The following is an 11,868-nucleotide window of genomic DNA, read 5'->3' as shown; positions in this document are numbered from 1 at the left end:
ATGTCTTTCAGCCGAACCGGTTCATTGCAAAGGGCGTCGGATCGGCAAAAGTGGGCAATCCCGCCATCATTTCCGACAGCAGTCGCCCCGTGGCGGGACCGAGCGTCAGGCCATGATGGTTGTGGCCAAAGGCGAACCACAGGCCCTTGTGGCGTGGAGCCGGGCCGATCACGGGACGCATGTCCGGCAGGCAGGGGCGCGATCCCATCCAGGGCGCAGCCTCGACACGTTGCGCGAGTGGAAATACCTCGCGGGCATGCGGCTCGGTCCGGTCGAGCTGTACCGGCGTCGGCGCGTGATCGCGTGCGGCGAACTCGATTCCCGTCGTCAGCCGGATGCCCCGGGTCATCGGCGCCAGCAGATAGCCACGCTCGATGTCGACGATCGGCCGATTGAGGACGGCGCCGGGTGCCGGATTGAAATGCACGTGATAGCCGCGCTTGACCGCAAGCGGCACGCGATAGCCGAATTTCGTGTAGAGCCGGTCCGACCATGGCCCAAGGGCAACGACGGCTTCGCGGCAGTGATAGTGGTGCTCCGGCGTCTCCAGACTCCAGCCGCCCTCTTCCTGCCGCAGGGCTGTCGCGTCGGCCTCGACGAAGCTGCCGCCATTGCGGGCGAAAAGTGCAGCATACTCCTTCACCAGCCGGCCAGGATCGGCAATCGTGGCGGGATCGCGCCAATGCACCGCACCCGCGAATACACCCGCCAGGCTCGGTTCCCTCTCACGCAGTGCGGAAGCGGCAAGGAGGTCGTAGCGCAAGCCGAATTCATCGAGCTGCCTGGCCGCCGAACAGGCCTTCTCGAAGGCCGCGGTGCTGCGATAGGCCTCCATCCAGCCGGTTGGTCGCAATTGCTCGGAAATACCGGCATCGGCCATCAGCCTGGCGTGCTCCTCCACCGAATGCTCGATCAGGGGCAGCATATCGAGGGCAGCCCGGCGCAGCCGCTTGGGCGAGGACTCCCACCAGAAGCGCGCGAGCCACGGCAGGGCCTTGGGCAGGAAGCGCCAATGGTAGCGCACATCCGCAGATAGATTCAGCCCATAGTGGAGAATCGTCGAGAGCTCACGTGGAAAGCCATAGGGAATGACGCTGGCCCGCTCGATCAGGCCCGCATTGCCGTAGCTGGTTTCCTCGCCTGGAGGACGGCGGTCGACGAGAACGACGGATCGCCCCAATTTCTGAAGATGCAGAGCAACCGAGACGCCGACGATACCGGCACCGAGCACCAATACGTCGCCCGATTGCCTGATGACCTGAACCATGGACCGCTGCCCCCAAGCAATTTCGCGGCCAAGATCTGATTCGTGGCCAAGACTTGACCGCTGCATCGTGGAGTCCATGACGGCCGGCCGTTTCCCGATTGTCCTTGCGCCAAGCGCTGTCGTGCCCGCAAGCAATTTCGTCGCATGATGCGGCAACCGCGCTGCTTTGACGCTTGGTCTGCGAGAAGGGCAGAGAACCGCACGGATCATTCGCCAGGCCTGCGCGGTTGTCCGGAGGTGTCGATGGACCGTCATCGAGCACAAAGAAGTGCCGAAACAGCGGGTTAGGTGCAGCCCTTCCCGCCTGAATGCACTTTGCTTTAGGCTCGCTCCTTCGAATCAGCACAATCTGATCGGAGTGAGACGAAATGGACCGTTCAGCGGACGAGGCCCATTGGACGCGTATTGCCGAACAGTGGATCGCCTGGGCGCGATCGCCGGGCCATGACGCTTTCTGGGCCTATCGCCAGTCATTGCTTGCCTTCATCGGTGCCGGGCAAGGCAAGGCTCTGGAGATAGGCTGCGGCGAAGGCCGGGTCAGTCGCGAACTGCGCAAGCTGGGCTACCACGTGACGGCAACGGACGCCGTGGCGCCGATGGTCGATGCCGCGCGGCAGGCGGAATCAGCCGACGCCTACGCCGTTGCAGGAGCTGCAAAACTACCGTTTGCCGCGGCCAGCTTCGATCTGGTGGTGGCCTACAATGTCTTGATGGATGTCGAGGATGTACCGGCGGCCGTTGCCGAAGCCCGACGTGTCCTCAAGCCGAGCGGCGAGTTCCTGATATCGCTGGTGCATCCCTTCCGGGACCGTGGCCGCTTCGCAGGCCCTGAGCCGGATGCGCCCTTCATCCTGGAAGGCAGCTATTACGGCCGGGTTCGCTTCGAAGGCGAAGAAGAGCATGACGGACTTCGCATGCACTTTGCCGGCTGGTCGCAACCGCTTGAGAATTATGTCTCTGCCCTCTCGCGGGCGGGCCTGGCGATTACGGCCCTGCGCGAGCCCATTCCCGATATGGAGAATGCAGACCGCCTCAGGCAATGGGCTCGCCTGCCGCTTTTCCTTTGGCTCAAGGCAAAGATCCTGGCTTGAGAAAATCCAACCTAAAATATTATTACATCAATGTAATTGATTGATATAAAGCTATAATTATAGATATGATCAGCTCTCGCAGAGGCGGCGCTGGTATCCTCTGCCCGTTCTACACGGCCCATTCGACATCCGTGGTAAAGGCGATGGTCAACCAGCGATCCCGGCTTTCGCCGCCGATCGCTTCGCCGATCTCGTCACGGATGCGGTCCCATTCCTCCAAGCGCGTGGCTGGCCGGCCGGACGGCACGATGAAATAGAGCTCGATCTGCCGACCTCGGCCAACCTTCGCGACATAGGCTTTGTGCGTCAGAAAGCCGTATTTGGTGACGAAGATCTTGGCGACGGCGTCGACATGGTCCTTGAGGGACGTCGGCGTTACCAGGAGGATCTCGGACAGGGCCTGCCTGACGGTCGAAACCGGCAGAGGAATGATGACCAGGCAGAGCAGAAGCAGGACAGCGGGATCGACATAGGGGGGTGAGCCAGTCGAAGCGCGTGCCCTCGATCGCATAGCCGATGCAGAAAGCCAGAAGCAGCGCCCCGGTGATCGAGGCTGACATGATCCAGGCCTTGGCATCGAGCGCCACGAAATCGGAGCGGATGGTCCGGTTCATCCGGGTTTCGACCACCGCCATGGCGATGCAGGCAGCCAAGGCCACGGCGGCATAGAGGATGGCATATCCGAATTGGAGATCCCTGCCGCCGACCATCAGACTGCCGATGGCATTGATCATCGCATAAATGGCCGCCCCGATGAGCATGGCGCCGTTGAGGCCGAGAACCATCGGCTCCAGATGCCAGAAGCCCATGGTGAAGCGCTCATGCAGCTTTCCCACGGCTGTGGCCGGGGACGAATTGGTGGCGATCAGGCTCGCCACAATCAGCGCCAGGCCGCTCATGCTGGCGTCGACCAGCATATAGACGCCGTCGAAGACGATGGAGAAGGAACCAGAAAGCAGGCCGAACACCACGCCGAACCCGGCTACGAAAATGGTGACGGCGATCGAGACTTTGAGAATGCCTTGTTCCGTATGCACCATCACCCCGCGCTGCCGAACGGCCAAGACCTAGCACACCGCCAAGCCATTTCGGCATCGGCACAGGTCGGCGCGACCTGCCAGGCCGATAACTCGTATCAGCCATCCAGGTCAAAAGGCGATGCCCCTTCGGGGCTACGGACGCAGTTGCCCGATGCGGCCAGAGCCCAGATTCCGGCGGACATGCCGCAACCGGCAGGTCCAGCGTTCCGCGGGTTTGGCAGCGGAGCGAGCGGCGCGAGCCGACAAAGGCCTGCGCGCACCCGCTTCGGCCGCATCCTCGGAGGAAACCTCATCTAGCGGTGTTTCCGAGGCGGGAGCTTTCTTGCGCGGAGCGGTCTTGACTTCTTCCGGCAGATTGGAAGACGGCGGTTCCTGATCGTTCCCGGGGGCCACATCAGGAGCCAGCCGGGAATGCACCGAGGGATGCTCTTCCTGCGATGCCTTGCTCCTGCGTGCCTTCCTTACCGGAATAACCCTTGCTTCCTCCGGCGGCAGCACCGGGGCTTTCGCCATTTTGCGACTGCGTTTGACGGTGTTCTTATCGCCTTTCCCGTCGCGCGCCTCGACATGGGCGGTCTTGTCCTTGGGCTCGACCACGGCCTGGGCCGAAATGGGCACAGGCTCAACAGGAGCGAGGGGCTCCTGCTTTGACGGCCCGGGCTCGGTGGCTCGAGGCTGAAAGAACTGCTCGGCATGTTGCCAGGCCTTGGATCGCGCACCGGCAGGCTCGGGCGCGTCCTCCCAAGACGACGTCGGTCGCGCGGGTGGAGAGGCCTGGGCCGGAATCGATCGCGAACGCCTGACCTCGACGAAGAAAGGCTTGGACGGGGGTTTCATTCGGGAATGTATGTTGCTTGCGAGTCGTGGAATGCGGGCAGCATTACACCCTCGATCGTGCTTGGCAAACCGCCAGATCGGTTGAAATGCGAAATATCCCGCCTTCTCCCCGTCGACAGATCGTCATACCGCGTTCCCTGCAGGATCATTGCACCTTCGCCTTTGCCTTCCGGCAGTTGAGGACGATCCCGCTCCCCTGCTCCTCCGCCACCAGGAATTCGAGAGCCAGAACAGACAAGGTCGCCACGGAACGACTGAACGAGAACAATATTCAGACTGAAGCGTTTCCCCCAAAAAGTTGATAGACTTCTCCATCAACAAGACACGTCGAAACAGGGAATGTGGAAAAGATCGATTCGGAGAAATCGCAACATGCTCGGGCATGTCGCGATGCGATGAAGATATTTCCCAAGTCGCAAAACCGCGTCAAAGCAACAAGTTAGCGCAAAAAAGCGCAGTCTTGCCGAAGGTCGAGCCATTCCAGGGAGGAATTGTCATGGCTGCCAAGGACGTGAAGTTCTCATCCGAAGCGCGCGAGAAGATGTTGAAGGGCGTCGACCTGCTTGCAGATGCGGTCAAGGTGACGCTCGGTCCCAAGGGGCGCAATGTCGTCATCGAAAAGAGCTTCGGTGCCCCCCGCATCACCAAGGACGGCGTCACCGTCGCCAAGGAAATCGAACTCGCCGACAAGTTCGAGAATATGGGCGCGCAACTGGTCCGCGAGGTCGCCGCCAAGACGTCCGACGCGGCCGGTGACGGTACTACCACCGCCACGGTTCTCGCCCAGGCCATCGTCCGCGAAGGCGCCAAGGCGGTGGCGGCCGGCATGAACCCGATGGATCTCAAGCGGGGCATCGACATGGCGGTGGACGCGGTGGTCGCCGATCTCAAAACGCATGCCCGCAAGGTCACCAAGAACGACGAGATCGCCCAGGTCGGCACGATTTCGGCCAACGGGGACGCGGAGATCGGCGAATTCCTCGCCAAGGCGATGAAGAGGGTCGGCAATGAGGGCGTGATCACCGTCGAGGAAGCAACCGCGCTGGCTACCGAACTCGAGGTGGTGGAGGGCATGCAATTCGATCGGGGCTACATCTCGCCCTATTTCGTCACCAATGCCGAGAAGATGCGAGCCGACCTCGAAGACCCCTATATCCTGATCCATGAAAAGAAGCTCTCCAGTCTTCAAGCATTGCTCCCCTTGCTCGAAGCCGTCGTGCAAAGCGGCCGCCCCTTGCTGATCATCGCCGAGGATGTGGAAGGCGAGGCCCTCGCCACCCTGGTGGTCAACAAGCTGCGCGGCGGGCTGAAGATCGCCGCCGTCAAGGCACCCGGCTTCGGCGACCGCCGCAAGGCCATGCTCGAGGACATTGCCATTCTCACCGGCGGGGAGGTCGTCAGCGAGGATCTCGGCATCAAGCTGGAGAATGTCGGGCTGCCAATGCTCGGGCAGGCCAAGAAGGTGGTGATCGAGAAGGAAAGTACCACCATCGTCGACGGCGCCGGCAAGAAAGTGGAGATCCAGGCCCGCCTCGGCCAGATCCGCGCCCAGATCGAGGAGACCAGCTCCGACTACGACCGGGAGAAGCTGCAGGAGCGCCTGGCCAAGTTGGCGGGCGGCGTGGCGGTGATCCGGGTGGGGGGCGCCACCGAAGTCGAGGTCAAGGAGCGCAAGGACCGGGTCGACGATGCGCTTCACGCAACCCGCGCGGCCGTGGAGGAAGGCATCCTGCCCGGCGGTGGCGTGGCCCTGCTGCGCTCGCTCGGCGCCCTGGGCAGCTTGAAACCGGGCAATAGCGACCAAAAAACCGGTGTCGACATCGTCAGACGTGCAATCGAAGTGCCGGCTCGGCAAATCGCGGCGAATGCCGGTGCCGACGCCAGCATCATCATCGGCAAGCTTCTGGAAAAGGACAGCTATAATTGGGGCTACAATGCCTATACGGGCGAATATCAGGATCTCGTCCGGGCCGGGGTGATCGATCCAGCCAAAGTGGTGCGGACGGCCCTGCAGGGTGCAGCGTCGATCGCTGCCTTGCTGATCACCACCGAGGCGCTTGTGGCTGAACTGCCCGGCAAGGAGGCGCCACCGGCCATGCCGGGCGGCGGTGGCATGGGCTTTTAAGGGCCGTGATATCGCGGCCAGGATAGGCTACCAGGGGAACTCGCGCCTCTGCGGGTCCGCGGTAGTGCCGTGCCAAAACGTCGCCCGCAGACTGGTCCCGGCTGCTTTTCCAGCCGTTGTGATCGGGTGATGATCGCAATGTGCGAAATCGCACTGACGAGCCCTGTCGCGTTCTGCCTTGTCGTTACGTCATGTCGACAGTTCGAGGGCGAGATCTTGGTGCGGAAAGAAACGTTGCTGGACCTTATCGAGGGACAATCCCAGGCCGGGAAGGCTGGCCGGAGGATTGCCCGTCGCCAGTACTGTTTCGCCGCCTGCATCGTCGCGACACTCGCGGTGGCCATGGTGACCACGGCCATTGCCGGCGTCTCGGCCTATCAGGGCCAGACGACCTATTGGAATCATCCGGCGCACAAGCGCGCCTCGCTGGCCCGGCCTTAGAGCAAAGCGCGATCAAGTGTGAACGCCTATTTGCTCTAACTCCTTGTTCCCAAGGCCAATCCAAAGGATTGGCTAAGGCGTCTTTGCGATTCTTGGTGATTCCGCCAAATCGCAAGACGCTTTAGAAACAGGATCTTCGGCGCCATGGGTTCGGGCACGAACGCAGTGCTGCTGATGCGTCAGGCTTTGTCGGCGAGCCAAGCCGCCACAGACGATCCCAGCTTCGATGCGGGTAAGTCCCAAGCCATGGGATTATCCGCGATCACGACCGGCGGGCGGATGCGCCGGGCCGGCCCCCAGCCTGTCTGCTCGACAATGTAGGACCAGTCGGAGGGTTGCTCGGATGCCGGCGCTTCCATAGCGACTGACTGGTTTCCATTTGAAACCACGAGGCGTGCGGTCCGAGCCAGCGATCCCCGCACCTCGCATCCCTGCCCCGTCTGCAGTCGCTCCACCAGGCCGCGGATGGCCGCTGCCGCCAGGATATAGCCCGTGGCATGGTCGAGCGCCTGTCCCGGCAGTGGTGTCGGACGATCGCGCCCTGCTGCCCGCCTGCCTGCGTCGGCAATCCCCGTGCTCATCTGGATCAGGCTGTCATAGCCCCGGCGACCCTGCCACGGCCCGCTCCAGCCATAGGCGTCCAGGCAGACGTCGATTAGCCCGGGATTGAGCTGGCGCCGGCGCGCAGAACCAAGCCCGAGGCGGGCAAGGGCATCGGGCCGATAGCCGTGAACGAGTATGTCCGCTCGCGTGAGCAACCGTTCCAGCGCATGCAGATCATCCGGGTTTTTCAGGTCGAGCCGGGCACAGCGTTTGCCGAGCACCACCTCCGGTACGGTGACCGGCTCTTCCCATCCAGGCGGATCGATGCGCAGGACCTCGGCCCCAAAGCCGGCGAGGAAGCGTGTCGCGACGGGCCCGGCAAGAATGCGCGTCAAGTCCAGCACGCGGATACCCTGCAAGGGCCGGCCAGCCGACAATGTCGCACGCAGTCGGTTGCCGCCGATGCTGCTGCTACGATGCAGCAGCGGCTCCGCATTGACGGCCCTTCCCTGTGGGTGATCGACCCATTGTTCGAGCGTGTACATGGCGGCGGCGCAGCCATTCCCGGCGACGATGGCTGTCTCCAGGGCCACGGCCGGCCATTGCTTCACCACGGCAGCCACCGCCTCGCGATCCGCTGGCGTCTTCAGGACGGCGAGGGCCGCATCACGGTGATGCGGGGCGTTCGTATGCAGCCGGATCCAGCCATCCGCCGCCTGATAATCGCCGGCTAAGGCATCCCATTGCGGCGGCATCGACCAGCCCTGGGGCCGTAACGAGGTAAGGAACCAGAATGAGGCCAGCCGTCGATCGACCTGCACGGCAGGGAATCTGCCCAGTTGCAGCGATACCAACTCGGCGACGGCGAGGCCAGCGGCCGCCACGGCAGCGCTGGCGAGATCGGTGACGTGGAATATCGAGGGCAGAGCGCCGGTACCGTTTATCGCCAGATGGCGGAGATGTGCCGGATCCCCGCCGACCGCGCGCCAGATTTCGCTGAGGAAACATGCCGCAGGAGCGGAAACCGTCGAGGAAAGCGATGTCGCGGCGATGTCGTCGTGCATGGAGGCCTCAATATGCTCTTGTTCGATGAACAACTCAGCAGACGTCAGGGCTCAGGCGTCGCCCGGTGCTGAAACCTGAAAGCGGAACCGGTAGCGCACAAAGCTTGAATGAATGACATGGCATGCTAGGTACGCTTGCCCTGCCTCCTCTCCCTCGACCGTGTCCGCGCCGCCTCCAGAGGGTGAAATTGCTATGATTTCAATGTTCTTTCTGGAATTTCTCTTCAAATCACTCAATTCGAATTGCCTGGAATCGACAGTATGAACTCGTTTGCCCGCCCCTTGGCCTTTCTGGGGATTCTGCTCTGCCTTGCCCTTTCGGCCTGCGGTGACCAGGAACCCAGCCAGCGCAAGGAATTCATCGAATTCCTGCAGACCCGCATCCTCGACAAGCCGGGCGCTCATGTGCCGCAATTGAGCGGCAATCAGAAGGACGCCTTCGGCCCCTACGTCAAGGACTATGCCATCATCACCGACTTTGCGGCAGGCCCGACCGGTGAGCCAGGCAATCTGCAGCAGCGCTTCAGCGCCATCATGGCGAAGGGCTCCATCCGTTCGATGAGCGATCTGGCGTCGCGACGCGAGGATCTGGTCGCCGTACAAAATCTCATCGGCGAGCTTGGTGGTGCCATCGACCAGGCCCTTGCCAAGGCCAATGACGCCAAGGCGCAGCTCAAGCAGCCCGAAGATCTCAAGGCCGTTTTCGACAAGGCTTATGAGCGGGACGTGACGAACGTGGCCAGCAGCGTCAAGCAGATGCTGCCGCCGGTCCAGGACATGATTGCCGCCGCGTTGCAGCTCTCCGATTTCATCGCAAGCCACAAGGACAAGCTCGAAGTCACCGGCATGATGATCACTGCCAAGGATCAGAAGACCCTGGCGTCCCTGCAGCCTCTGCTCAACGATTTCAACGCCAAGGGGCAGGCCGTGATGGCCCTCCAACAGAAATTCCGTTCTTCCATGCTCGGCACGGGAAACTGAGCCAGCCCTCCTTCGATGTCATCAGGCCATAGGTATTCAATATGCTGATCTTGCGAAAACTCATCATGATCGTGGTGGTGGCCGTCATCGCCATCGTCGGCACGGCCGGCTATCGCTGGTACGACTATGTGACGGCCGCCAAGGACCCGCTCGACGAAGTCGGCATCGAGCTCAACAGCCGCATGCCGATGGCCCTGCGCAAATGGGGGTGCTATCAGCTGCAAAAGCGTTTCGGCGACCGCTTGCCGCCTTATGGCTGCTCCAGCGGCGACGGCCGGAGCTGGATGTAACCGGCCCATCGCCTCGGTGCCCTTCCGAGAGGATGGAAGGGCGACCTTCAATCAACCGCAACCGGCGCTGACCACCCGCCCGGTCGCCGGGTTGGTGGTGATGGTGACCCGGTCCGGACGAAAATCGAAGGTGACAGCCTGGCCTGGCTTGATCTGGCGTACGATCTGGGCACCGGTCAGTTTCCTGGCCACATCATCGGTTGGCTTGGGCTGACCCACCAGGCGTTGCGCCGCCTCCGCCACGCAGGTTGGAGGCTGTCCCGGCCGTGCGGCATTGGAGGCGCAAGCCGCCAGAGCAAGCATGGCAAGGGGTAGGAATGGCAGGAGGAGTTTATACTGGCCGACAGGCATGACGAATTCCTCATGGCGGGTATCGGATCGTTGAAAAAACGATCGGATGCTGTCTTGCCGGATTGAGGGTCGGCCGTCTCACCACCAACGCAATCCAGCAGGAAGCACACATTAATTCATATATCTCAATACATTACATAGATTTTTTATTCTAAGAATCAAGGAACTATCCTGACGTTCTAGCCTGGAGGCATGACCTTGATATGGCAAGCCGATCATCCCGCATGCGTGGACACTCACCCGCGCGGCGGAGACCCTACGCACTCGGCTAAGCCATAGGACTGCAGGGTGGTCACCGCGCGACTGCTACGCGATCTCACGACCGGCAAATGAAATTGCCGATCAGATCGGCAAGGGTGTCCGGCGCATCTTCGAAGCAGTAGTGTCCCACTCCCTTCAGCCGCTCGATGGGCGCCCGAGGGAAAAGCTCGGAGAACAAGGGCAGGAAATGCCCGGCCTGGAGCGTGCGGTCCGCCTCCCCCCAGATCGCCAAAGCAGGCTTGTCGCGAATGATCTCGATGGCAGCCGGGCTGGGCTGCTCGAAGCGGTGGATACCCAGGGCAAAGCCCTCGGCCCAGCCGATTGCACCCAGGCATTCGGCCGGCTCCGAAAAAGGAGCACCATAGGCTGAGAGCCAAGCGTCGGTGACAATGGCATTGTTCTCGAAGCCGTTCAGCTTCAACGTGCTCAAAATGTTGAAGCCGAGCTGGCCAAGCACCCCTGTCAGCACACCCCCGGCATGGGCTCGAGCAATCCACTGGAACCAGGGCGACACCTGCGCATTGGCCGTGAGGCGTTCGACCAGATCGGCCTGCCCGAAGGGCGTCGGCCCATTGGCCGAGATGATCCGCCGGATCCGTTGCGGTTGCCTCGCAGCAAGTCCCATGCCGACGGGGCCGCCGAAATCATGCATGACGAGGGTGATGTTGCCGAGATCGAGGGCAAGGACGAAGCGCTCGAGATTGTCGATGTGATCCTGCAGCCAATAGCTGCGCCCTTGCGGCGTCTCGCTCTTGCCGAAACCCATGTGATCGGGAACGACCACGCGATGCGTCCGGCTCAGCACAGGAATCAGATTGCGGAAAAGATAGCCCCAGGTCGGCTCGCCATGCAGGCACAAGATGGGCTCGCCATCGCCGGGTCCTTCATCGACATAATGCATTCGAAAGCCAGCCACGTCAGTGAAGTGCGGGGCGAACGGAAAGGTCCTATCGAAGGTGGCCTCTGCCTCGATCATGAGAATGTCCATATCTATGGTTTTAGATTGAAACCATAGGTTCGATAAACCTTGTGGTTTTAATTTGCAACCGATATATTCCGAAACGAGAGCGCGGACGAGAATGGTGGACGAATGTCATGGCCAAGAGGATAAGCCACCAGGAATCCCTGTGCGGCGTCGCCCGGCCGCTGGATGCGATCGGCGATTGGTGGTCGCTGCTGATCGTGCGTGACGCCATCGATGGCCTGCGCCGGTTCGGCGAGTTTCAGAAGAATCTAGGCTTGGCCAAGAACATTCTGTCGGCGCGGCTGCGCAATCTGGTGAGCCATGGCATCATGGATCTGGTGCCTGCCAGCGATGGCGGCCCCCATCACGAATATGTTCTGACCGAGAAGGGCCGCGGCCTGTTCCTGGTTCTGGTCGCCCTGCGGCAATGGGGGGAGGATTTCTTCTTCGAGCCTGACGAAGCGCATGTACTGCTGGTGGACAAGAAGACCGCCCTCCCCGTGCGCAGGCTCGAACTTCGCGCCCAGGACGGACGCGTGCTGGGCGCACAGGACACATTCGTCCGAAGCCCACCGGGACGGATGGATGCAGAGAAGGCGGGCTGACCCCTCCT

General features: G+C 61.9%; 11 protein-coding genes and 1 pseudogene. 6 read left to right on the top strand and 6 right to left on the bottom strand.

Annotated elements, in window-relative coordinates; translation table 11 throughout:
* Positions 1-7: 7 nt before the first annotated feature.
* Positions 8-1,267 carry an NAD(P)/FAD-dependent oxidoreductase gene (locus ABXS05_RS14190; protein ID WP_367624350.1) on the bottom strand — a complete coding sequence of 420 codons (1,260 nt, stop codon included), beginning with the start codon at positions 1,265-1,267 and terminating at the stop codon, positions 8-10.
* A 368-nt stretch (positions 1,268-1,635) separates the two neighbouring features.
* On the opposite strand from ABXS05_RS14190, the gene ABXS05_RS14185 reads away from it, so the two are divergent.
* Positions 1,636-2,358, top strand: a complete 723-nt coding sequence (locus ABXS05_RS14185; RefSeq protein ID WP_311945103.1) for a class I SAM-dependent methyltransferase — start codon at positions 1,636-1,638, stop codon at positions 2,356-2,358.
* A gap of 109 nt (positions 2,359-2,467) precedes the next feature.
* On the opposite strand, the pseudogene ABXS05_RS14180 reads toward ABXS05_RS14185, so the two are convergent.
* Positions 2,468-3,398, bottom strand: a pseudogene (locus ABXS05_RS14180) (cation diffusion facilitator family transporter).
* Positions 3,399-3,530: 132 nt separating this feature from the next.
* Positions 3,531-3,995 carry a hypothetical protein gene (locus ABXS05_RS14175; protein ID WP_367624349.1) on the bottom strand — a complete coding sequence of 155 codons (465 nt, stop codon included), beginning with the start codon at positions 3,993-3,995 and terminating at the stop codon, positions 3,531-3,533.
* A 736-nt stretch (positions 3,996-4,731) separates the two neighbouring features.
* Here ABXS05_RS14175 and groL point away from each other — a divergent pair.
* Complete coding sequence (groL, locus tag ABXS05_RS14170) at positions 4,732-6,360, top strand: chaperonin GroEL (protein ID WP_367624348.1); 1,629 nt, start codon at positions 4,732-4,734, stop codon at positions 6,358-6,360.
* 234 nt (positions 6,361-6,594) lie between these two features.
* Positions 6,595-6,801 (top strand): hypothetical protein, encoded by a 207-nt coding sequence (locus tag ABXS05_RS14165; protein ID WP_367624347.1) that lies wholly within the window; start codon positions 6,595-6,597, stop codon positions 6,799-6,801.
* Positions 6,802-6,980: 179 nt separating this feature from the next.
* Here ABXS05_RS14165 and ABXS05_RS14160 read toward each other — a convergent pair whose 3' ends face one another.
* Entirely contained in the window at positions 6,981-8,408 is a 1,428-nt protein-coding gene (locus ABXS05_RS14160) for a CoA transferase (RefSeq protein ID WP_367624346.1), read from the bottom strand.
* A 261-nt stretch (positions 8,409-8,669) separates the two neighbouring features.
* On the opposite strand from ABXS05_RS14160, the gene ABXS05_RS14155 reads away from it, so the two are divergent.
* Both ABXS05_RS14155 and ABXS05_RS14150 read left to right on the top strand, forming a co-directional pair.
* Entirely contained in the window at positions 8,670-9,389 is a 720-nt protein-coding gene (locus ABXS05_RS14155) for a DUF3053 family protein (RefSeq protein WP_311945111.1), read from the top strand.
* A 41-nt stretch (positions 9,390-9,430) separates the two neighbouring features.
* Entirely contained in the window at positions 9,431-9,679 is a 249-nt protein-coding gene (locus ABXS05_RS14150) for a hypothetical protein (protein ID WP_245196957.1), read from the top strand.
* A 51-nt stretch (positions 9,680-9,730) separates the two neighbouring features.
* Here ABXS05_RS14150 and ABXS05_RS14145 read toward each other — a convergent pair whose 3' ends face one another.
* Together ABXS05_RS14145 and ABXS05_RS14140 are read right to left on the bottom strand one after the other, a co-directional pair.
* Positions 9,731-10,030: an I78 family peptidase inhibitor gene (locus tag ABXS05_RS14145; RefSeq protein WP_367624345.1), complete on the bottom strand. Its 300-nt coding sequence runs from the start codon at positions 10,028-10,030 to the stop codon at positions 9,731-9,733.
* A gap of 316 nt (positions 10,031-10,346) precedes the next feature.
* Positions 10,347-11,267, bottom strand: coding sequence for an alpha/beta fold hydrolase (locus ABXS05_RS14140; protein ID WP_367624344.1), 921 nt, complete (start codon positions 11,265-11,267; stop codon positions 10,347-10,349).
* A 119-nt stretch (positions 11,268-11,386) separates the two neighbouring features.
* Here ABXS05_RS14140 and ABXS05_RS14135 point away from each other — a divergent pair, with 119 nt between their 5' ends.
* Positions 11,387-11,860 carry a winged helix-turn-helix transcriptional regulator gene (locus ABXS05_RS14135; protein WP_367624343.1) on the top strand — a complete coding sequence of 158 codons (474 nt, stop codon included), beginning with the start codon at positions 11,387-11,389 and terminating at the stop codon, positions 11,858-11,860.
* Positions 11,861-11,868: the final 8 nt, after the last annotated feature.

This window comes from Labrys neptuniae (assembly GCF_040797145.1).
In the GTDB taxonomy this organism is placed as follows: domain Bacteria; phylum Pseudomonadota; class Alphaproteobacteria; order Rhizobiales; family Labraceae; genus Labrys; species Labrys neptuniae.
Note: the sequence above shows the minus strand (reverse complement) of the source record. Positions and strands in the feature narration are given on the sequence as shown.